16 protein-coding genes, 2 tRNA genes and 2 pseudogenes are annotated in these 21,285 nt (G+C 73.8%); 11 read left to right on the forward strand and 9 right to left on the reverse strand.

Annotated features, from left to right (window positions below; translation table 11 throughout):
* Both ACWF9Z_RS13895 and ACWF9Z_RS13900 read right to left on the reverse strand, forming a co-directional pair.
* Positions 1–381, reverse strand: a 381-nt coding sequence (locus ACWF9Z_RS13895) for a spermidine synthase (RefSeq protein ID WP_453601814.1), incomplete at its 3' end; no start/stop codon positions are given.
* 118 nt (positions 382–499) lie between these two features.
* Positions 500–970 (reverse strand): hypothetical protein, encoded by a 471-nt coding sequence (locus tag ACWF9Z_RS13900; protein ID WP_453601532.1) that lies wholly within the window; start codon positions 968–970, stop codon positions 500–502.
* A gap of 292 nt (positions 971–1,262) precedes the next feature.
* Here ACWF9Z_RS13900 and ACWF9Z_RS13905 point away from each other — a divergent pair, with 292 nt between their 5' ends.
* Positions 1,263–2,603 carry a tetratricopeptide repeat protein gene (locus tag ACWF9Z_RS13905; RefSeq protein ID WP_453601535.1) on the forward strand — a complete coding sequence of 447 codons (1,341 nt, stop codon included), beginning with the start codon at positions 1,263–1,265 and terminating at the stop codon, positions 2,601–2,603.
* 131 nt (positions 2,604–2,734) lie between these two features.
* On the opposite strand, the gene ACWF9Z_RS13910 is transcribed toward ACWF9Z_RS13905, so the two are convergent.
* Positions 2,735–3,331: a histidine phosphatase family protein gene (locus tag ACWF9Z_RS13910; protein ID WP_453601538.1), complete on the reverse strand. Its 597-nt coding sequence runs from the start codon at positions 3,329–3,331 to the stop codon at positions 2,735–2,737.
* A 140-nt stretch (positions 3,332–3,471) separates the two neighbouring features.
* Between ACWF9Z_RS13910 and ACWF9Z_RS13915 the strand changes: the two are divergent.
* The 4 genes and pseudogenes from ACWF9Z_RS13915 to ACWF9Z_RS13930 form a co-directional block, all read left to right on the forward strand.
* A pseudogene (locus ACWF9Z_RS13915) lies at positions 3,472–4,152 on the forward strand (phosphatase PAP2 family protein); the annotation flags it as partial.
* A 199-nt stretch (positions 4,153–4,351) separates the two neighbouring features.
* Positions 4,352–5,707, forward strand: coding sequence for a hypothetical protein (locus ACWF9Z_RS13920; RefSeq protein ID WP_453601540.1), 1,356 nt, complete (start codon positions 4,352–4,354; stop codon positions 5,705–5,707).
* On the forward strand, positions 5,695–7,296 hold the full coding sequence (locus ACWF9Z_RS13925; RefSeq protein ID WP_453601542.1) for a hypothetical protein: 1,602 nt from the start codon (positions 5,695–5,697) through the stop codon (positions 7,294–7,296). The genes ACWF9Z_RS13920 and ACWF9Z_RS13925 overlap by 13 nt, the downstream gene beginning before the upstream one ends.
* A complete protein-coding gene (locus ACWF9Z_RS13930; protein WP_453601544.1) occupies positions 7,293–8,621 on the forward strand; it encodes an AAA domain-containing protein in 1,329 nt (442 codons plus the stop codon). The genes ACWF9Z_RS13925 and ACWF9Z_RS13930 overlap by 4 nt, the downstream gene beginning before the upstream one ends.
* Positions 8,622–8,627: 6 nt before the next feature.
* Here ACWF9Z_RS13930 and ACWF9Z_RS13935 read toward each other — a convergent pair whose 3' ends face one another.
* On the reverse strand, positions 8,628–9,383 hold the full coding sequence (locus tag ACWF9Z_RS13935; protein WP_453601545.1) for an alpha/beta fold hydrolase: 756 nt from the start codon (positions 9,381–9,383) through the stop codon (positions 8,628–8,630).
* A 101-nt stretch (positions 9,384–9,484) separates the two neighbouring features.
* Between ACWF9Z_RS13935 and ACWF9Z_RS13940 the strand changes: the two genes are divergently transcribed.
* From ACWF9Z_RS13940 to ACWF9Z_RS13955, 4 genes and pseudogenes are all read left to right on the forward strand, one after another.
* Positions 9,485–10,030 (forward strand): PadR family transcriptional regulator, encoded by a 546-nt coding sequence (locus tag ACWF9Z_RS13940; protein ID WP_453601548.1) that lies wholly within the window; start codon positions 9,485–9,487, stop codon positions 10,028–10,030.
* Positions 10,031–10,267: 237 nt separating this feature from the next.
* Entirely contained in the window at positions 10,268–10,615 is a 348-nt protein-coding gene (locus ACWF9Z_RS13945; protein ID WP_453601551.1) for a hypothetical protein, read from the forward strand.
* A 228-nt stretch (positions 10,616–10,843) separates the two neighbouring features.
* A pseudogene (locus ACWF9Z_RS13950) lies at positions 10,844–11,468 on the forward strand (bifunctional DNA primase/polymerase).
* Positions 11,459–11,532, forward strand: a tRNA-Lys gene (locus ACWF9Z_RS13955). Before ACWF9Z_RS13950 ends, ACWF9Z_RS13955 begins: the two are co-directional and overlap by 10 nt.
* Positions 11,533–11,608: 76 nt before the next feature.
* Here the strand turns inward: ACWF9Z_RS13955 and ACWF9Z_RS13960 are convergent.
* Complete coding sequence (locus tag ACWF9Z_RS13960; RefSeq protein ID WP_453601554.1) at positions 11,609–12,844, reverse strand: M6 family metalloprotease domain-containing protein; 1,236 nt, start codon at positions 12,842–12,844, stop codon at positions 11,609–11,611.
* Between the two features lie 400 nt (positions 12,845–13,244).
* On the opposite strand from ACWF9Z_RS13960, the gene ACWF9Z_RS13965 reads away from it, so the two are divergent.
* Positions 13,245–15,167: a putative bifunctional diguanylate cyclase/phosphodiesterase gene (locus tag ACWF9Z_RS13965; RefSeq protein WP_453601557.1), complete on the forward strand. Its 1,923-nt coding sequence runs from the start codon at positions 13,245–13,247 to the stop codon at positions 15,165–15,167.
* 96 nt (positions 15,168–15,263) lie between these two features.
* Here ACWF9Z_RS13965 and ACWF9Z_RS13970 read toward each other — a convergent pair whose 3' ends face one another.
* Entirely contained in the window at positions 15,264–16,970 is a 1,707-nt protein-coding gene (locus tag ACWF9Z_RS13970) for a glycosyl hydrolase family 18 protein (RefSeq protein WP_453601559.1), read from the reverse strand.
* A 254-nt stretch (positions 16,971–17,224) separates the two neighbouring features.
* Positions 17,225–18,358 carry an LLM class flavin-dependent oxidoreductase gene (locus tag ACWF9Z_RS13975; protein WP_453601562.1) on the reverse strand — a complete coding sequence of 378 codons (1,134 nt, stop codon included), beginning with the start codon at positions 18,356–18,358 and terminating at the stop codon, positions 17,225–17,227.
* A gap of 227 nt (positions 18,359–18,585) precedes the next feature.
* Here ACWF9Z_RS13975 and ACWF9Z_RS13980 point away from each other — a divergent pair, with 227 nt between their 5' ends.
* On the forward strand, positions 18,586–19,344 hold the full coding sequence (locus tag ACWF9Z_RS13980; RefSeq protein WP_453601564.1) for an IclR family transcriptional regulator: 759 nt from the start codon (positions 18,586–18,588) through the stop codon (positions 19,342–19,344).
* Positions 19,345–19,457: 113 nt separating this feature from the next.
* Here the strand turns inward: ACWF9Z_RS13980 and ACWF9Z_RS13985 are convergent.
* Both ACWF9Z_RS13985 and ACWF9Z_RS13990 read right to left on the reverse strand, forming a co-directional pair.
* Positions 19,458–19,531: transfer RNA gene (locus ACWF9Z_RS13985), tRNA-Lys, on the reverse strand.
* Positions 19,532–19,582: 51 nt separating this feature from the next.
* Entirely contained in the window at positions 19,583–21,265 is a 1,683-nt protein-coding gene (locus ACWF9Z_RS13990; RefSeq protein WP_453601567.1) for an AMP-binding protein, read from the reverse strand.
* Positions 21,266–21,285: the final 20 nt, after the last annotated feature.

Here is a 21,285-nt window from a genome sequence, read left to right on the forward strand (position 1 = left end):
CGCTAACTCGCGGTCCGCCCCGCCGGCGGGGCCCTGGGCCGGCCCCGCGCGCGGGTGGACCCCCCGCCCCCGCACCCGCGCCGGGGGGACCAGCGGCAGGTGCGTGCGGACGAAGGCCACGAGCCCGGCGTCGATCTCGACGATCTGCTGCGTCGAGCGGGGGCGGGAGGCGGCCGTGTACCGCGCGAGGGTGAAGGCTCCGCCGCCGAGGTGGAGCACGTTCAGGGGCTGCCGGGCGGGCGCGCAGAGGTCGATCAGGTGGCCGATCCGGCGCTGGTAGGAGAAGTCCAGGTATCCGGGGTCGTCCAGGTCCACGTGCGACTGCGGGGCTCCGTCGACGAGCAGGGTCCAGGCACGCGGGCGCTCCCGGTCGGGCTCCAGCGCGGCCTGCCCGCCGTCCACCTGACCGATCACCGCCTCGGAGGTGTCGCGTCCGCGCCGCTTGTCCTTGCCCTTGCCTGCCACCCGCCCATTATGGCTGGTCAGGGCGGGGCCGGGGTCAGCGACAGTTGTCCGCGGCCTCGATCAGCCGGGCCGCCTCGCCGAGCGCCGCGCGCAGCACCTCCGGGTCGGTGACCGGCTCGACGGCCTCCGGGGGGAGCAGCCAGCCGGTGTCGCCCGCGGTGGGCGAGGCGTCGCCGAAGCGCATGCCGCGCCCGTTGGTCTGCGTGCAGGCGCTGCCCGGCAGGTCCCAGGCGTCGGCCGTGCCGGGCGGGACGAGGAAGCCGAGGGTGCTGCCCGAGCCGTCGTGCAGGACCGGGCCGACGCCGCACGCCTGGCTGGCCTGGCCGGCGGCCCGGCGGATGATGTCGACGGCCTCCAGCCCCTGCCGGGTGGGCACGGTGACCAGATCCGGGGCTCCGGCGATCAGGAGGGCGCCGGGCGCCGCGGACAGGCCGGACCCCAGGGGCGCTCCGGTCATCAGCGGCGCGCCGGGCTCGGGCGCGGTGTCCGTTCCAGTGCTCTCCATGCCGGCCTCCACCAAGGGAACCCCTCCTCGATCCGCGTACGACCCTCACGGGAAGGGCGGGAACCCAGAAAGGTTCCTCCCACTCCGCATGGGTTCAACGCGCGGGAACGTCAACGGGTGCGGCGGCAAGACGCTGCAAAGGATGGCAGTTCATGGCGGATCCCGGGTGAGATATCCGTTTTGTAGCCAAACACCGCGTCAACCACCGGTCACTGGCGGTACGTTCGTGCCCGCCGGACACCCGTCACACAGCCACCGGCAGCGCGTCCCTTGCCCCAGAGAGGCCACGTCCATGGCGGCGTCCCCCCACTCACCCAATTCCCCTTTCCGGCGGCTGCGCGGGCAGCACTCCCCGGCCGAGTTCGCCGCGATGGTGCGCAGGGCGGCGAAGGAGATCGGCGAAACGGTTTCCTGCGACGCCCGTTACATCGGCCGGGTCGAGTCCGGCGAGATCCGTTGCCCCAACTACGCCTATGAGCGGGTCTTCCTCCACATGTTCCCCGGCCACACCCTGGGCGACCTCGGGTTCTCCCCCCGCGAGACCGTGCGCGGCAGGCTGGCCCAGCGCGAACAGGCCTCGCCCTTCTCCCCCTTCACCCAGCGTCCCCGGCCGGGTTCCCCTTCGCGTTCCAAGGAGAGCGACGTGCTGCGTCGCGCGTTCATGGCGGGCGGCTCCGCGACCGTGGCGGCCGCGACCCTCAGCCTCACCCTGCTCGGCGACGCCCGCCGGCTCCCCTCCCGCGCCGGCGAGTCCGAGGCGGCCGCGGTCGAGGACGCCGTGCGCCAGATCCGGCTGCTGGACGACCGGCACGGCGCGGACGACCTCTACCGGCGGGCCGCTGAACCCCTGCGCACCGCCTACGCGTTGCTCGACGCGGGGGCCACCCGGCAGTCCACCGAGGACCGGCTGCACGCGGGCGCGGGCGAACTCGCCGTCTCGGTGGGCTGGCTCGCGCACGACTCGGGCCGCTTCGACGACGCCCGCTCGCACTACGCGGAGGCCCTCGCCACGGCCCGGGTCTGCGGCGACCCGGGCCTGGAGGCGCACGCCTTCAGCAACATGGCCTTCCTGGCGCGGGACTGCGGCCGGCCGCGCGAGTCGGTACGAGCGGCCCAGGCGGGCCGCCGCGCCGCCCGCGCCCTCGGTTCCCCCCGGCTGCTCTCCCTGCTCGCCCTCCGGGAGGCCGGCGGCTGGGCGGGGCTGGCGGACCGCAAGGCGTGCGAGGAGGCGCTGGCCCGGGCCCACACGGAGTTCTCGCGCGGCGAGGCCGGGGCCGACCCCGAGTGGATGTCCTTCTTCGGCGAGGCCGAACTGGAGTCGCTCGAGTCCCGCTGCTGGGCGGCGCTCGGCGAACACGCCCGCGCGGCGCGGCACGCGCGGCGGGCGGCGGACCTCCAGGATCCGCACTTCGCCCGCAACGTCGCCCTGTACACCGCCGAACTGGCCGACAACCTGGCGCACGCCGGCGCCCCCGACGAGGCCTCCTGGGCGGGCGGGCGGGTGCTGGACCTGCTGACCGAGGTGCAGTCGACCCGCATCCGGTCCATGCTCGCGGCGACGGCCGGCACCCTGGTTCCCCACCAGCGCTCCCCGCGCGTGGGCGCGTTCCTGACCCGCCACGCCTCGGCCTGAGGCCCGGCGGCACCGGCCCCGCCCGGCGCCCCCGCCGTCCGACCGGCCCGCGCCGTACGGGGAGTTCGCGCCGTACGGGGAGTTCGCGGACGGACCGGGGCCGGCGGGGGCCGGGGCGGAGACAGGGGGTGTCACACGTCCAAGTGGCCCGTGTCGTTCCACCGCTCCAGCGCGGGGGCCCCGTACGCCCAGCCCAGGACCGACAGGGACGTCGGCTCCAGCCGGATGCGGGCGCCGAAGGAGGCCTCGAAGCCGAGCCAGCGCGCCGCCAGGGTGCGCAGGATGTGGCCGTGCGCGAAGACGAGGACGTCCCGCTCGGCCGAACGGGCCCAGGTGACGACCTCGTCCGCTCGGGCCGAGATCTGCGCGACGGACTCGCCGCCCGGGACCCCGTCGCGCCAGATCAGCCAGCCGGGCCGGACCGCCTGGATCTCGGCCGGGGTCATGCCCTCGTAGTCGCCGTAGTCCCACTCCATCAGCGCGTCCCACGGCTCCGCCTGGACGCCGAAGCCGGCCAGGTCGCAGCTCTCGCTCGCGCGCACGAGCGGGCTGGTGCGCACCTCCAGGCCGCGCAGGCTCGCCCACGGATCGCGCGCGAGGCGCTCGCCGAGCAGCTTCGCGCCGCGCCTGCCCTCCTCCAGCATGGGCACGTCGGTGCGTCCGGTGTGCTTGCCGAGCTGGGACCACGCCGTCTGGCCGTGACGGGCCAAGAGGATGCGGGGGGCCATATGAGTTCTCCCGGTCGAGGGGCGGGGGTTACGGAACGACGAAGCCATTCGCACGGCTTTGCGGGGATTGCGTCGTCCATCCATCATCCATGACGTGAATGGCGTGCAACCTCCGTCACTTCACACACGTCTTACGGCGTATGACTAATCGGCGGCAAGCCCCACGATGGTGGGCCGAACTGCTGCTCCTGGGGCTCGTCTACGCGGCGTACTCGGGCGGCAGACTCCTCGTCCGGGGCGACCTGCGGCTCGCCGTGGACCACGGACTCGCGATCCTGCGCCTGGAGGAGCTGCTGCGGATCGACTTCGAGCGGCCGCTCAACCGGCTCTTCACCGACCAGGGCGCGCTCGGCATACCCGCCGACTTCGTCTACGCCTCGCTGCACTACCTCGTCACCCCCGCCGTGCTGATCTGGCTCTACCACCGCCGCCCTGTGCAGTATCGATTCGCCAGGACCTGGCTGATGTGCTCCACCCTCCTCGGGCTCATCGGCTTCGCCCTGGTCCCGACCTGCCCGCCCCGGCTGCTGGACGCCTCGTACGGCTTCGTCGACACGATGGCCCGCTACAGCGGGTACGGCTGGTGGGGCGGCGAGGCCAGTGCCCCGCGCGGGCTCGGCTCCTTCACCAACCAGTTCGCCGCCATGCCGAGCCTGCACGTGGGCTGGGCCCTGTGGTGCGGCATCTCGCTGTGGCGCCACGGGCGCCACCCGGTGGTGCGGGCGCTCGGCGCCGCGTACCCCGCCGTCACGGCCCTCGTGGTCATGGGCACGGCCAACCACTACTTCCTCGACGCCGTCGCCGGGGCGGCCGTCATGGGCGTCGGCTGGCTCGCGGCCCGCGCCGTCATGCCTGCCGTGACCCGCCGGTCCGCCGCGTCCGCCGCACCCGCCACGTCCGCCCCGATCGCCGCACCCGCCGCGTCTCCCGCACCCGCCGCGTCCGGCCCGGATACGGCCCGAACAGCCGGTTTCCACGGTAAGTCCACGATTGTCAGTGGCGGATGGGAGACTTCCGCGGGTGAGCTCCTACCCGTCCAGCGGTCAGCCGCCGCAGAGCCTTCCGCCCCGGGCCCAGGCTTCGCGCCCCCCGCGGTCCCGGACCCCGCGGCCCCCGGCCCCGCAGCCGAGGGCCCCCCAGCCGGCGGCACTGCGGCAGCGGCTCGCTGACCTGCGCGGCCCCGCCGTACCGCCCCGTCCGCTCGACGCCCGCGCGCTGGCGGCCCTCGCCGCCAACCCCGGCTGCGGCAGACGCGCCCTGCTCGACGGCGCCGGCGTGGACAAGACCGTCCTGGCGGCGGCCCTCGGCTCGCCCGCCGCCTTCGGCCAGTCGCAGTTCGCCATCGTGCGCGGGAACTCCTTCGAGGCCAAGGTCAAGGGCGACGGCGGCGCCGAGCTCCTGCGGCTCGTGTACGAACACCTCGGCGCGGGACCGGGTGCCGGCACCCCGGCCGGCGCCCGGGTGGAGCCGCCCGGCGCGGACGCCCTCCGGCCCGACCTCACCGCCGCCGGGCCGGAGGGCCGCGCCGCCCGCACCGCGCTCGCGCTGCGCGACGCCACCGCCGCCGGGGCCTGGACCCTGCTCGACCACCCCATGCTCGCCCTGGAGGTGGCCGGGTCCCCGGCCTACCTGGAACCGGACGCCGTGGTCGTGCATCCCGACGGCCGCTGGACCGTCGTGGAGATCAAGTCGTTCCCGGTGATCGACGGGACCGCCGACGCGGCGAAGGTGGGCGCCGCCGCCCGCCAGGCCGCGGTCTACGTGCTGGCCCTGGAGAAGACCGCCGCGAAGCTGGCCGGCGCCGAGGTCGGGCACACCGTGCTGCTGGTCTGCCCCAAGGACTTCTCCAACCTGCCGACCGCCTCCCCCGTCGACGTCCGCCGCGAGCGCTCCGTGACCCTGCGCCAGCTGGAGCGCCTCACCCGGGTCGAGGAGCTGGCCGGGGCCCTGCCCGAGGGGCTCAGCTTCGATCCGGCGCGCTCCGCCGAGGAGCTGACCGAGGCCGTCGCGGCCGTCTCCGCCGCCTATGCCCCCGAGTGCCTGGCCGCCTGCGAGCTGGCCTTCCACTGTCGGGAACGGGCGCGCGGGGCCGGCGAGGTGACCGCGCTGGGCCGCTCCGTACGGGGCGAGCTGGGCGCCCTGACCACCGTGGAGGCCGCCCTCGCGGCGGCCCTGGCGGGCGAACCCGCCGCCGGCCGCGGAGCCGGACCCGGGGCCTACCTCGACGCCGACCCCGACGCCGACCCCGACGTCAGCGCCGAGACCGGGGCCGACCCGACCGCGGCCGCGCTGCGGTACGCCGCCCGGCTGCGCGCCGAGGCCCTGGAGCAGGCCCCCGCCCTGATCCGCCAGGAGGACCGCGCATGTCCCTGCTGACCACCCTGGCCCGGCTCGAGGCCGTCCGGGCCGGCCGGGCCCAGGCCCTGGCGACCGTACGGCACCGGCACCTGAGCGAGCGCCCGCTGGTTTTCGTACCGCTGACGACGGCGGGCGAGGCCGGGGCTCCGCTCGGGGCGATGTTCGGCACCGATCCGGACGAGCCGCGGATCCTCGCCCTACCGCAGCCGCGCGACCGCGACCTGCGCTGGGAGTTCCTGGCGGAGCTGGCCGGGTACGTGGTCCCGTACATCGACGGGTACGCGGACGAGGTCGAGCTCGTGGAGCGCAACGAGACCGACCCCGAGACCGGGCTCAAGGCCACCGCCGAGCTGTGCCTCGACGCGCCGCAGCTGATCGTGCCGAGCCGCGCGGGCATCGAGTTCGTACGGCTGCTGGGCCGGTCCATGCGGTTCCGCCGGACCGCCGAGGAGGACCCCGAGAACCCCTATCCGGCGCCCGCGCGGGTGCCGCTGCTGGGCCGCTGGTTCACGCACCTCGCGGAGCGCTCCCGGGTGCCGGGCTCCTCGATGCTGCTGTCGGCGACTGACCTGCTGTCCCGGCACTGGGCGACGGGCCAGAGCAATCTCGAGGACCAGCACCTCGGGGCGCTGCTGGCGTGGATCGACCCGCCGGAGGGCGAGTGCGGCGCCGCGTGGGCGCTGCGCGCGGAGCTCGGCCGGGGCGGGGACGGGCAGCTGCTGGTCCCGCCGGCCGGACCGGCCACCGATCCGGCCTTCGACAACAAGCTGCTGGCTCCGGCGATCGCGAAGTACGACGCGGCGCGGACGGCCGGACCGGCGGACGGCGAGGCGCGGCGGTCCGCGGAGCGGGTGGTGCGCCGGCTCGTCGAGGACCAGATGCGCGACACCTGGGACGCGACCTGGCGGGCCATCGGGCTGCTGCGCGAACTGCCCGCCGGGGAGCGGACCGTGGACCGCTGGACCGGCGACCGCTGGTCGTACAGCGCGCACCGGGACCGGGTCCGCTCGGGCGAGGCCCCGCAGCCGCGCCGCGACGACGCGGTGACGGCGGCCGCGAAGCTGGCCGCGCGGGAGCGCGAGCAGGTCAAGCTCGACGCCCACGAGGCCCTGGACGACCCGCTGGTGATGGCGGGCCGTCGGCACGCCGGCGAGGCCTTCGCCGGCGAGGTGGTCGACGTGGTCATGGAGTGGACGGACGCGAAGCGGCCGAGCCCGCGTCCGCTGGTGACCGTGGCCACGGCGGACCGGCCTCAGCTGACCGCCGGCGGTGAGGGCGGCGGACAGGGGCCGAAGGTGTACCGCTCGCTGGACGGCCGCCCGCAGAGCGCCCGGTTCGTCCGCTGGGAGGAGGACGGCCGGCTCGTGCTGCGCCTCCTCGACAAGATGGGCCGCGGCAGGGAACCGGAGGCCGGCTCGGTGCCCGAGAAGGGCGACCGGATGTGCTGGACGCTCTTCGAGCACGACGCGCGCGGCGGCCCGAAGCTGCCGGACCCCGAGCAGACCCCGTGGACCCACGGCGGACCGCCCGCGCACCTGGCCGCCGGCGCCGCCACCGCGCCGCCGCTGCCGCTTCCCGACCCCGTGACCGACGAGGACCTGCTGTGAGCTTCGATCCGGGCACCGAGGCCGACCGGGCCACCGGGGCCATCCTGCGCGACACCCTGCACGGCACGGCGCGGGGCGTGGTCGTCGACTCCCCGCCCGGGGCCGGCAAGTCCACGCTGGTGGTCCGGGCGGCGCGGGAGCTGGCCGCGGCCGGGCGCCGGCTCATGGTGGTCGCGCAGACCAACGCGCAGGTCGACGACCTGGTGCTGCGGCTCCACGGCAAGGACCCGGAGCTGAAGGTCGGCCGGCTGCACAGCAGTGACGCGGACGCCTACGATCCCGCCCTGCGCGAGCTGGACTCGGTGGTCCTCTCCTCGAAGGCGGCCGACCTCGCCGAGCTGCCGGTCACCATCTCCACGGCGGCCAAGTGGGCCTGGGTCAAGAACGTGGAGCCCTGGGAGCACGCCATCGTGGACGAGGCCTACCAGATGCGCTCGGACGCCCTGCTGGCCGTGGCCGGGCTGTTCGACCGGGCCTTGTTCGTCGGCGACCCGGGGCAGCTGGACCCCTTCAGCGTGGTCGGCGCCGAGCAGTGGGCGGGCCTGTCCTACGACCCCTCCGCCTCGGCGGTCAGCACCCTGCTCGCCCACAACCCGACGCTGCCGCAGCACCGGCTGCCGGTGTCGTGGCGGCTGCCGGCTTCGGCAGCGCCGCTCGTCTCCCGCGCGTTCTACCCGTACACGCAGTTCCGCAGCGGTACGGGCCACGGCGAACGCCGGCTGTCCTACGGGGTGGCGGGCGACGGCTCGGGCCCCGACCGGGTCCTGGACGAGGCCGCCGAGTCGGGCTGGGGCCTGCTGGAACTCCCGGCCCGGCACACGCCGCGCACCGATCCGGAGGCGGTGCGGGCGGTGGCCCTGGTGGTCCGCCGGGCGCTGGACCGGGGCGCGGTGACGGTGGACGAGCAGCCCGGCGGCCCGTCCCCGCTGACGGCCGACCGGATCGCCGTCGGCACGGCCCACCGCGACCAGGCGGCGGCGGTCCGCGCGGCGCTGGCCGCGCTGGGCGTCACCGGGGTCACGGTGGACACCGCGAACCGGCTGCAGGGACGCGAGTACGACCTCACGGTCGTCCTCCACCCCTTGTCGGGCCGCCCGGACGCGACCGCCTTCCACCTGGAGACGGGCCGGCTGTGCGTCCTGGCCTCGCGGCACCGGCACGCCTGCGTGGTGGTGGCCCGTGCGGGGATAGCGGAACTGCTGGACGAGCACCCGTCGACGGAGCCGGTGCAGCTGGGGGTGACGGTGAAGTTCCCGGACGGCTGGGAGGCCAACCACTCGGTGCTGGCGCACCTGGCGGAGCACCGGGTGAGCTGGAAGCCCTGACCGGGTTCACCCGCCGCTGATCGCGGCGGCGTAAGCCCGGGGATTGTCGAACATGAGGCAGTGCGCCGCGTCGGGCACCGTCACCACCCGGACCCCGGCGTCGGCGAGTCGGGCCGCGTCCCAGATGTCCGGGCTCAACTCCCCGATGAGGAAGTCCCGCGGGATGCCGAGGGATTCCAGCATGGCCCGCAGGGTGGGCCGCGTGGCGCGGTCCAGCCCCACCGCGCTGCGGTACAGGCCGACGGGGTCGGCGAGCCGCATCGTGGCGCTCCACCGCCAGCCGACGCGTTCGAGGGTGGCCTCGAACCCCCCGCCGCGCACGAACTCCTCCTCGGAGTAGGAGACGATGCCGCTGCCGCCGGGGAGCAGACCCAGATGCGGGTCGAGCCTGGCCTCGCCGAGCACGAGGCGGGAGACGAGCGCGGGGTAGCGGTAGGCCAGGACGATGGCGACCGCACCGCCCATGCTGTGGCCGACCACTTCGGCGCCGGTCACACCGGCCGCGGCGAAGACGGCGGCGAGCGCCTCGGCGTGGTCCTCCGGGGAGTACCCGAAGCCGGCGGGGCGGTCGCTGATCCCGAAGCCGGGCAGGTCGACGAAGAGCGTCCGGCGCCCGGCCAGGGCCGGGTCCAGCGAGAGGTGCGCGGTGTACGGCCCGGACGCGGCGCCCAGTCCGTGTACGTGGACCCGCGCGGGGCCGGCGCCGTCGGCCTCCGTCCAGCGTATGTACGCGCCTTCGGTGCCGAATCCGGTCTGTCGCATCGCTGCCGCCTTCCAGAGGTGGGGATTCCGTCCGGGACTATACATCGGCATCGATGTATGTCGACTGCGTTGTACTACGCCGGTGAAGCATAATGACGGGCATGCTCGAACTGGCCATCCTGGGTTTCCTGTACGAGACCCCCCTGCACGGCTACGAACTCCGCCGTCGCATCGCGGCCCTGACCGGCCACGTCAAGCCGATCGCGGAGGGCACCCTCTACCCGGCGATCAAGCGCCTGGAGAAGTCGGGATGGCTGCGGCGGGAGACCCGGCCCGGCGCGGGAGCCGCTCCCCGGCACGTGCTGGACCTGACCGAACAGGGCAGGGCGGAGGTGCGCCGGCGCCTGACGGAGCCCGCGGAGGTGGAGGTCAGCGACGAGAACCGGTGGTTCACGGTCCTGGCGTTCCTCCGGTACCTGGACGACGACGGCCCGGCCCAGGCGGCGGTGCTGCGGCGGCGCCTGGCGTTCCTGGAACAGCCCTCGAGCTTCTTCTACGAGGGCGACCGGCCGGTGCGCGCGGAGGAACTGCGCGACCCGTTCCGGCAGGGGATGCTGGCCATCGCGCGGGCGACCAGCCGGGCCGAACTCGACTGGCTGCGCGCGACGCTGACGGAGCTGGACGCCGCGGCGGCCGCACGCCCGTGACCTGCGTGGCGTCGCCGGAGTAACGGCCGGGCCGCGGCGACCCGCACACCGGTGGGCCCGTCAGCAGCCGCTCACCTGCTCGACCCCCGCGTCGCGGAGCCGGTCCGGTTCCCCGTGCGCACCATCGGTCGTACGCGTGTTCCCACTCGTGTGCGGGCGCTCTCCGGCCATCTTGCGCGACGTTGGACAATGGACGGTGGCCCGGAAGCTTTTCGTACGCGCAGCAGGAGGACACGCATGGCAGAGCCCGAGCGGACGCGGCGCAGGTTGCGGCCCGCGCAGCTGCTCTTCGAGCCGTCGGAGACCGTCACCGACCCGGAGCACTTCTTCGACCTCGAATCGATCGACGACCCGCGGGAACTGCTGATCCGGGCGACGGAACTGACGCTGGCGTTCCGGGCGGCGCAGGAGCGGGCGGTGGAGTTCCAGGCGGTGGCGGCGGCGCAGCTGGCGGATCCCAGGCGCTTCGACCGGTTGCCCACGGCGGCGATCGCGGAGCAGGCGGAGTGGACCGAGGACTACGCGCGCAAGATGATCGAGTTCGGCGAATCCCTCCTCCGCGGCGCCGCCCCCGAGATCCCGTAGGCCGTTCGACCGGGCCGGCCCGCGGGCGTACGCACAGCGCGTGGCACGGGCCGGGCCGCGTCGGCGGCCCCCGGCCCCGCCCCGCAGCCCGCGCCGGCCGCGCTCCGGGGCGCCGCGCGCGCGACTGCTGGCATATGCGGCGCGCAACATACCCCAGTCGGACCCCATCCGTCCCCACTTTCCGTAACTCCCGGGGACCGAACCGCTACGCCCGGTAGACCTTGGCATATGACGACCCTGACGAGCTGCCCCGCCCTCGACGCGCGGAACCCGCGGGCTCCGCGGACCCCCGCCACGCACGTCACGCCGGCCGGCGCCGCCTGGCTCGCCTCCGCGTCCGCACACCCGCACCGCACGCTCCGCGCCTGGCAGGCCCGGCCGACCGCGCCCGCCGCGCTGCCCTGCGGGACCGCCTTCGACGTCGTCAACGTCCCGCTCGTGCTCGGCCGCCGCATGCTCGACCTGCTCTGGGCCGAGGGCCCCGGCTCCGGGCCGGCCGCCGTGCACCGCGGCCGGATGCTGCTCTTCGCCGCTCCCGGCACCGCCCACCGGCTCCCGGCACTCCTCGCCTGGGAGGAATGGGGCACCCCCGCCACGCCCGCCACACCTACCGCCTCCACCACCCCCGCCGCCCCGCTCTGCCACGGCCGCGGGGACGCCATCACGGTGCCCCCGCTGGCCGCCGGGCCCGGGCCGTCCCGGTGGCTGGTGGCGCCCGACACCCGCCAGCCCTGGCTGCCCGGACCCGAGGCCCTGCTGTGGGCATTCGTCCGGGCCGCCCGAGCTGCGGATATCGATTTTTCCGATCGCCGGTCGGGGTGCTAATGTCTTGCTCGTCACCAAGCGCCGCTAGCTCAGTTGGTTAGAGCAGCTGACTCTTAATCAGCGGGTCCGGGGTTCGAGTCCCTGGCGGCGCACAGACGGAGAAAGACCCCCACACGCGTGGGGGTCTTTTTCGTGTCCGGCGTCCCGCGCCCGGACGTGCCGCCACCGCTACCGCGTGATCTTCACCGTATAGGCGCCCGACTGCGTCCGGTCCGCCACCTTGATGGTGATCCGCTCGCCCGGCACGGTGAACGTCTCCCCCACCTCCAGCGGCGCGTCCGCCAGCGGCGGGTACACCGACCGGTCCCAGCAGGCCTCGGTGCCCGGATGCGCGTCCACGACCTCGATCGGCCCGCCCCCCGAGGCCGCCTCGTTGCGGACGCGGTAGACGAGGACGCCCTCCGTGCACGTCTCCCCGTCGTTGCCGGCGGAGCCCCGCGCCTCGACCGCGATCGCGCTGCCGGAACCCGTACGGACCACGGCGAGCCGGGTGCCGCCCGTGCCGCCCCGGAGCGGTGCGGCGGAGAGCGGCTGGAGGGTGTGCAGGGAGGAGCCCGCCTGCACGCAGTCGACCTGGGAGGCGTCCAGCCAGCCCAGCTTCCACTTCTGCCAGGCGAAGAGGTCCGGGGACATCCCGAACTGGCTGCCCATGACGTCCCAGTCCCCCACGTACGTGTCCCAGTCGCCCTTCCCGTCCGTCGGCCGGTGGTACAGGTCGGGCAGGTCGAAGACGTGCCCGGTCTCGTGGGCCAGCACGTTGCGGTCCGGCGGGTGCTTCTCGAAGACCGTGACGATGCGGCGCAGCTGCGTGCCGTCGGCGCTGATCGGGCGGTCGAAGTTGACGACCTTGGTGGCGTCCGAGTCGACGCCGGGGGCGTCCGGGTCGGCGACGAAGTAGACGACGTCGTACCGGCTGAAGTCCACCTGCGGGTCGGCGGCCGCCACGGCGTCGCGCAGGTAGGCGGCGCGGCCCTCCGGGGCCCAGTCGCGCTGTATCCCGTAGGCCGCGGACGGCTTCGGCATCCTGGTCCACTGCTTCTGCGGGTGGGGGACCAGCCGGAACCGGCCGTACGAGGCCCGCTCGAAGAAGTCGCTGGTCGCCGGGAAGTAGTCGCCGGTGAGCTGCTCGGTCGTCAGGGTGGTGCGGTGGTCGGGGAAGGAGAGGAAGACCATGACCGCGTTGAGGGTCCGCTCGGGCCGGGGGTAGGCGCCGTTCCAGGTGTCCAGACCCAGGGAGTGGTGCGCCGCGGTACGGGTCAGCGCGCAGGGTCCGGCCCCGGGGGCGGCGACCGCGGGTCCCGCGACGAGCGACATGGCGGCCAGCGCCGCCAGGGAAGTGACCGCCGCCGCCGTGGTCCGCAGAGGGGAGCGGTCCACTCCCCCGGGTGTCTGCTGTCGCGGCACATCGACCTCCGGTGGTGGATTGGTCCCTCTTCATCCACCTTGAGGCGATTGTCTTACTAATGCCCTGTTCCGCTGCCCCACACGAGTGAGCACTAGGGCAAGCCGGTGACGCCCGGAGTTCACGCGCCTGTCTACGGAACGTCACGATCGATCAGGTCAGGACAACGGAGGACATCACGCGGCCACGGCCGAGCAGGAACGATCAAGCGGCTCCGCACCGACGATCCGTCACCCCACTGAACTCCCGCGCCCCGTACGGCGACGCCGCTGGATAGGGCCGCACGGCAGCCTCTATGATCGGCAGACTTTCCTGCACGGACACCGACACGCACTGCGGGAGCCAACGGTGAGCGGAACCTCAGAAGGAACCGGTTCGGCGGCCGACAGCATCCGACCGGCCATGACGCAGCGTCACACCGCAGTGGCGGCGACGGCCACCCCGGACCGCGCGCGGTCCGCATCCCACGACAGCGGCCGGTCCGGGCACGGGGCCCCCGACGGGGCGGAACACCGGGCCGGGCAGCAGGCGGACCACCCGCACGAGCGCCGGGCCGAGCACCCGCCCGGCCGCCCGGGCGAGCAGCAGGAAGAGCACCCGGCCGACCGCCGGGCCGACTACCGGGCCGCCTTCGACGCGGCCCACCTCGCGATGGCCGTCGTCGACCGCACCGGTCACGTCGTCCGCGCGAACGAGGCGCTCGCCGGCCTCCTCGGCAACCGGCCCCAGGCCCTCGCCGGGCGGTCCGCCGCCGACCTGGTGGACCTGGCCTCCGAGGCCCGCACCTGGCAGGCGTACCAGGAGGTGCTGCGCGGCCGTCAGGCCCGGCTGCGCTGCACCCGCCGGATCAAGCACCCCGACGGGCACTCGCTCTGGACCGAGATCACCCTCGGGCCCGTCCCGGGGTCCGGCGAAGTGCTGCTGTCCGTCGCCGACATCAGCGACCGGCGCGACCTCCAGGCCCGGCTGCGCCACCTCCAGATGCACGACCCGGTCACCCGGCTGCCCAACCGGGCGCTGTTCTTCGAGCGGCTCTCCGCCGCCCTGGAGGCGTCCTCGTACGAGCACGGCGGCACCGGCCGGATCGGGCTGTGCTACCTGGACCTCGACGGGTTCAAAGCCGTCAACGACACCCTCGGCCACCGGGTCGGCGACCGGCTGCTGGCCGCCGTCGCCGCCCGGCTGACGCAGTGCGCCGACCAGTCCGGCTACGGGCGCACCGGGGGCCACCTCGTGGCGCGGCTCGGCGGCGACGAGTTCGCCCTGCTCGTCGAGGACTCCACCGGCACCGAGCAGCTCGCGGACCTGGCCCGCAGCGTGCTGGCCGCCGTACAGGAGCCGTTCGACCTGGCCGGGCAGCGGCTGTCGGTCTCCGCGTCGATCGGGGTGGTGGAGCGGGCGGCCGCCGGAACCTCGGCGACCGCGCTGATGCAGGCCGCGGACACCACGCTGTACTGGGCGAAGGCCGACGGCAAGGCCCGCTGGACGCTCTTCGACCCGGAGCGCAACGCGCACCGGATGACGCGGCAGGCCCTCGCCTCCACCCTGCGGCCCGCCGTGGAGCGCGGCGAGTTCACGCTGGAGTACCAGCCGCTGGTGGACCTGGAGAGCGGGCTGGTGCGCGGGGTCGAGGCCCTGGTGCGCTGGAGCCATCCGCAGTTCGGCACCCTCACGCCGAATCGGTTCATCGGCATCGCGGAGGAGGACGGCTCCATCGTCCAGCTGGGGCGGTGGGTGCTCCGGACGGCGTGCCGCCAGGCGCGCCGCTGGCAGATCGAGCAGCCCAGCGACTCCCCCGTCTTCGTGTCCGTCAACGTGGCAGTGCGCCAGGTCTGGGACTCCGACCTGGTGGGCGACGTCGCCGAGATCCTCTCCGAGACGGGTCTGGCCCCGCAGCTGCTGCAACTGGAGCTGACGGAATCGGCGGTGATGGGCTCGGCCGGGCGGCCGCTCCAGGCCCTGCAGGCGCTGAGCGACATGGGGGTGCGGATCGCCATCGACGACTTCGGCACCGGGTACTCCAACCTCGCCTACCTCAGCCGGCTGCCGGTCTCGGTGCTGAAGCTGGACGGCTCCTTCGTCCGGGGCTTCCGCTACGAGGAGGGCGCCCATCCGAACCCGGCCGACGAGACCATCGTCGAGGCCCTGGTGCAGCTCGCGCACCGGCTGGGCCTGACGGTGACGGCGGAATGCGTGGAGACGGCCGGCCAGGCGGCCCGGCTGCGCCGCGTCGGCTGCGACACCGGCCAGGGCTGGCTGTACTCGCGCGCGGTGGCCCCGGAACGGATCGCCGAGATGATCACCGCCCGCCCGCCGTCGGCCTGAGCCCGCGCGCACCCCGCGGCACCGGCGCACGACCGCCCCCGCACCCCTGGGAGAGGGGGCGGGGGCGGCCGGCGCTCGGCGCGGGGTGGGGGGAGATCAGCAGGCGCCGAGGTCCTTCCAGACACCCCATTCACCGGTGGTGCCGGGCACCTCGTTCTGCGTCCACCACTGGGCCTTGTACGTGTGGCCGTTGTACGAGACCACGCTGCCGCCGGTGTAGACGGTGCCGGGGACGTAGGCCGCGGCGGTGCAGCCCGTGGTGGGCGGCGTCGTCGGGGGCGTCGTCGGCGGGGTGGTCGGAGGCGTCGTGGGCGGGGTGGTGGGAGGCGTGGTCGGCGGGGTGGTCGGCGGCTGGGTGGTGCCGCCGAGGGAGTCCGAGATCTGGTTCAGCAGCGTGGCGTTGGCGTCCAGGCCGAGGAGGGAGTACATCATCGCGCCGGCCAGGCCGCGCTGCTTGCCGTAGTCGACCCGGGCCTGGATGGACCGCTGGTTCAGGCCGGTGAAGAACTCGCCGTCCTTGAAGAAGTACGAGGCCTTGGCCTGGTCGTCCCAGAAGGTGGTCGCCGGGTTGTCGACGATCCCGCCGAGCTCCTTGTAGAGCGCGATGCCGGCCTGCTGGCTGGTCGGACGGGCCGCGGAGGCCTGGGTGGCGGGCTGGGCGAGGCCGTTGGTGGTGCCGGCGGGAACGCCCTTCCAGCCGCGGTAGTAGAACTCGTAGCCCAGGGTCAGCTTGTTGGCGGGGAAGCCGCCGGCGATGCCGTAGGCCGCGTTGCCGTCGATCCAGGAGTCGATGGCGTTCTTGATTCCGTACTTCTCGGTTCCCGGGGCGATGACGTCGGTCGGGTCGGCGGCCGAGTTCAGCAGCGGGGACTGGTGGTACGTCGGACCGTCCGCGTCCCAGGCGCCGTGCATGTCGTACGTCATGATGTTCGCGTAGTCGAGGTACGCGCCGATCTTGTCCGTCTCGATGTACTTGATCTTGTCCTGGCCGGCCGGCAGGGCCGAGGTCAGCAGGTAGTGCTTGCCGCCGTTGGCCGCGCCGTAGGCGTCGAGCTGGGTGCGGAACTCCTTCAGCAGGAGCGTGAAGTTCTGCTTGTCCTCGGGGGCGTAGTGGTTGCCGAGGTGGCCGCCCGCCGAGCCCGGGTACTCCCAGTCGATGTCGATGCCGTCGAAGATGCCCGCCGCGCTTCCCGCGCCGCCGTAGCCGCCCTCGACGGGCAGGTTGCCCTTGATGTACTGGTCGATGCAGGAGGAGACGAGCTTCTTGCGGGAAGCGTCGGTCTTGGCCGCGTCGCTGAAGTACTTCGAGTAGGACCAGCCGCCGACCGAGATGTTGATCTTCAGGTTCGGGTACTTGGCCTTGAGCTGCTTGAACTGGTTGAACACGCCGACGATCGGCTGGTCCCACTTGTCCGCGACGCCGCTGACGCTGTCGGCCGCGCTGAAGGACTTCTGGTAGTCGGCGTACGAGTCGCCCGCGCCGTCACCGGCACTGGCGTTGTTGTCGTCGCCCGCCGCCTTGTTCGCCTCGAAACAGGTGAGGTCGGTGGGGTGGATGTTGCCGAACGAATAGTTGATGACGTCCAGTTTGCTCGCTATGCCACGGGTATCGAGGTGCTTGGGATAAAAGGCGTTCCCGTACACGCTCCACTGGTCGTAGTAAGCGATCTTGACGTTGCCGGCCGTGGCGGTCGTCGAGGACTCGGCGGCCGAGGCGGTGGCGAGCCCCGCGAAGGTGGCCAGCGCTCCGGCTGCCAGCGCTGCCGTGGCGGCGGCCGCGATGAGGGGTTTACGGATGTGCATGAACTGCCTCCGGGGGGTGGGAGGGGGAAGCGAGAACATCAGGTGGGAGAAGTGATAGCGATCACCGTCCGGCCGCGTCAATGGTTTGGACCAAAGAAGGACTAGACCACTCGAGGAACAAATCCCCTTGTCAGAGGCGTGGATGCATACCAAAAACTGCCCGCCACCCCGGGTGACGAGCAGTTTAAGGACCCCTTATGCCACCTCCGCGCAAGGTTTCGGCAACAAACCAGCCAAACCCCGTTCGTGTGCGGTCAGGAGCGCGCCGGGCCGTCCGCGGGCATCCCGTACGCATCTGCGACGAGCTCGTACGAACGCAACCGGGCCTCGCCGTCATGGGCGTTGGAGGTGAGCATCAGCTCGTCGGCGCCGGTCGTCCCGACCAGCCGGTCGAGCCCGTCGCGGACCTCGTCGGGGGCGCCGTGGACGACACCGGTGAGCCGCTCGTCCACGAAATCGCGCTCGACCCGCGTGTACGGGTGCGCCGCCGCCTCCTCGGGCGTCGGGACCAGCCCGAGGTTCCCGGTGCGCAGCCGCAGCGCCCACAGCGCGCCGGCCAGGGCCTGGGCGCGGGCCTCCTCGGTGGTGTCCGCGGCGAGGGCCCCGGTCGCGATCATGACGTACGGGGCGTCCAGCACGGCCGAGGGGCGGAAGGAGCGGCGGTAGAGCTCCAGGGCGGGGAGGGTGCCGGCCGGGGAGAAGTGGTGGGCGTAGGCGAAGGGCAGTCCGAGCCGGCCGGACAGGCTCGCACTGAAACCGGAGGAACCGAGCAGCCAGACGGGCGGCCGCCCCACGCCGCCCCCCTGGACCCGGCCGGGCACGGCGTGCACCCGGGCGTACGGGTGCCCGTCCGGGAAGTCGTCGTCGAGGAAGCGGATCAGCTCCGCGAGCTGCCGGGGGAACTCGTCCGCGGACTCGTCGAGGCGCCCGCCGCGCAGCGCGGCGGCGGTGTGCCCGTCGGTGCCGGGGGCGCGGCCGAGACCGAGGTCGATCCGGCCCGGGGCCAGGGCTTCCAGCGTGCCGAACTGCTCGGCGATCGCGAGCGGGGCGTGGTTGGGCAGCATGACCCCGCCCGAGCCCAGCCGGATCCGGGAGGTGTGGGCGGCGAGATGGGCCAGGATCACGGCCGGGGAGGAGCTGGCCACGCCGGGGTGGGAGTGGTGCTCGGCGACCCAGTGCCGCTGGTAGCCGCGGGACTCGGCGAGCCGGGCCAGGGCCACGCTGGTGCGCAGGGCGTCGTGGGCGGTGCTGCCCGCGCCGACGAGGGCGAGGTCCAGCACCGAGAGCGGCACCGGGGCGCGGCCGAGGGCGGTCCCGCGGATCTCGCCGGTGCCGCCGGCGCTGCCGGCGCCTCCGGCCGTCCCGGCACCTTCGGCAATGTCACTCATCGTGCTCCCCGCTCCACTCGGCCGTCCTCACGGACATGCCAACCCGTGGCCGCCCTCCGGGCATTCCCGGCACACGGGACAAGCGCATGACCTTGGCATATGCCGTCGGAGTAGATCCAGGCAGAGGGTCGTAATTGAGCCATCAAGTTCTTCAACAGGCGCTCCACCCGGCCCTCTTGATGGCTATCGTGGTGGGGCAAGCGGTAACAACCTGCTAGGGGGAAACCGTGGCGCTGAAGCCCGAGCCGACCGCGCCGTTCCACTCGGTGCAGTACGCACTGCGCGTACTCGAAGCGGTCGCCCGCCATACCGGCGGCGTGACCGATATACAGATCGCGCGGGAGACCGGCCTCCCGGCGGTCCATCTCGCCCCCATGCTCCTCATGCTGCGCCGCGAGGGGTACGTGCTGCAGGTGTCCGACGGCGCCTATGCCATAGGCGACTCGCTCGTCCTCCTCGGCTCCGGCGTCGACCGCCAGCTGGCCCTGCAGAACAAGCTGCAGGACACCCTGGACCGGTTGCGGGACTCGGTGGGCGCCGCGGTCTACATCAGCCGGTACGTGGACGGCGAGGTCCGGATCACCCAGTTCGCGGACAGCCCGCGCACTCCCAAGGTGCACGAGTGGGTCGACTTCCGCTCGGCGGCGCACGCCAGCGCCGTCGGCAAGTGCCTGCTGACCCAGCTCGACCAGAACGGCCGGCGCGACCACCTGTCCCGGCACAAGATCGCCCGGCTGACGTCGAAGACGATCGTGAACGAGCGGATCCTCTTCTCGAAGCTGGACAGCCAGCCGGCCACGGTGCCGGTGCTCGACCTTCAGGAGTACGCGGTCGGCACGGTCTGCGCGGCCGTCCCGATCACCGCCGGCTCCTCGGTGGGCTGCCTGGCCCTCTCGCTGCCGGTCGAGCACGCCCACCGGCTGCGGGCCGCGGCCGAGGTACTGAACCGGAAGGCAGCGCCGCTCCTGCTGTCACTCACCCTCTGACCAGCGGCGGGGGTCCCGGACCAAGCTCGGGAACACTCCGGCCGGGGCGGCCGACGGACCCGGAAAACACTTCGGGCGGTTCCCGGTGAACCGGAAACCGCCCGAAGGACAGGTGCGCCGCCAGGGACTCGAACCCCGGACCCGCTGATTAAGAGTCAGCTGCTCTAACCAACTGAGCTAGCGGCGCCTGCTGACAGAGAAAATACTACCTGCTCCTCCGGGGTGCTCAAAACCGCTTTCAGCGCCCCAGCAGATCGGCCCGCCCCTGGGCCTCGTACGAGGCCAGGAGCGCCTCCAGATCCGCCGGATCCATCCGGCGGTACGAGGCCTCCCCGGGCCGGCGCCACCAGACCGGGTCCGGGGTCCGGAAGCCCGCGCGGCGCAGGGAGACCCGGTGGACCTTGTTCGTCGCCGTGGTCGGCATGGCCTCGACGATCCGGACGTAGCGCGGGGCCATCTTGGTGCCGAGGTCCGGCTGGGCGGCGAGGAAGGCCTCGAAGGCCTCCGGGGAGAACGCGGACCCCGCTCCCTCCCGCAGGGCGACGGCCGCCATGACCTGGTCGCCCGCCACCTCGTCCGGTACGGCGTACACGGCGACCGCGGCGGCCGGCGCCCAGCGGGCCAGGACGTTCTCGATCACCGCCGCGGCCAGGTTCTCGCTGTCGACCCGCAGCCGGTCGTCCGCGCGGCCCGCGAAATAGAGGAAGCCCTCGGCGTCGCGGAAGAAGAGGTCCCCGGTCCAGTACCAGCCCTCGCGGGTGCGCTCCGCCTCCGCGTCGGGGTTGCGCCAGTACCCCTCGAAGAGGCTGCGGCCCTTGTTGACCAGCTCGCCGATGGCCTCGGCGCCGTTGAGCAGCCGGCCCCGCGGGTCGAAGGCGGCCGGCGGGCACTCCCGGCCCGTCTCCGGGTCGACGACGGCCAGGTCGTCGCCCGCGCCCGCGCGCCCCAGGGCTCCCGGCGGGGTGTCGGGGGTCCGCTGGACGGAGGCCCCGCCCTCGGTGGCCCCGTAGCCCTCGACGAGGCGGACCCCGAAGCGCGTGTGGAAGCGCGCCGCGTCGACCGCCCCGGCCTCGGTGCCGAAACCCAGGCGCAGGGCGTGCGCGCGGTCGTCCGGGCCGGGCGGGGTGGCGAGGAGGTACTGGACCGCCCGGCCGACGTAGGTGAAGTACGTCGCCCCGTAGGCGCGCACGTCGTCCAGGAACGCGGAGGCCGAGAAGCGGCGGCGCAGGGCCACCGCGGCTCCGCCCGCGAGGGCCGGCAGCCAGTCGGCGATGACGGCGTTGCCGTGGAAGAGGGGCATGCAGATGTAGTGGACGTCGTCCGGGGTGACGGAGAAGTGCCGGGCGAGCGAGTGTCCCGCGCCGGCGACGCGGCCCTGGGTGCAGATCGCGGCCTTGGGTGCGCCGGTGGAGCCGGAGGTGAAGTAGAGCAGCAGCCGGGAGGAGGGCCCGGGCCCGGAGCCGAGGGTCGCGTCGCCGGGCTTCGCGCCGGCGTACGGGGCGAGCAGGGCCGCGTACGCGTCGGTGTCCGTGACCAGGAGGCGGACGCCGGGCAGGTCGAGGCCGCGCAGCAGCGGGAGGTGCACGCGCTCGGTGACCAGGATCCGGCAGTCGGTGTGCAGGATGTCGCGGGCGAGCTCCGGGCCGCGCCGGGTGGGGTTGATCCCGGCCACGGCGGCCCCGGCGAGGGCCGCCGCGCCGAGCCAGAACGGGAACTCGGGGGTGTTGTCGAGCAGCACCCCGATGTGCGGCTCCGCCCCCGGCGGCAGGAGGTCGACGAGGAGCGCGGCGCGCGCCGCGGCCTCCAGGGCGGTCCGGTGGTGGCTGAGGACGCCGTCGGCGTACTTCAGTCCGGGCCGGTGATCGCCCCATTGGCGCGCGATGAGCTCCGCGACGGTTTCGGGTGTCGTCGTCGTCCGCATGCCGCCGGAGAATAGCTGAC

The sequence above is a fragment of the Streptomyces sp. NPDC054961 genome (assembly GCF_053609145.1).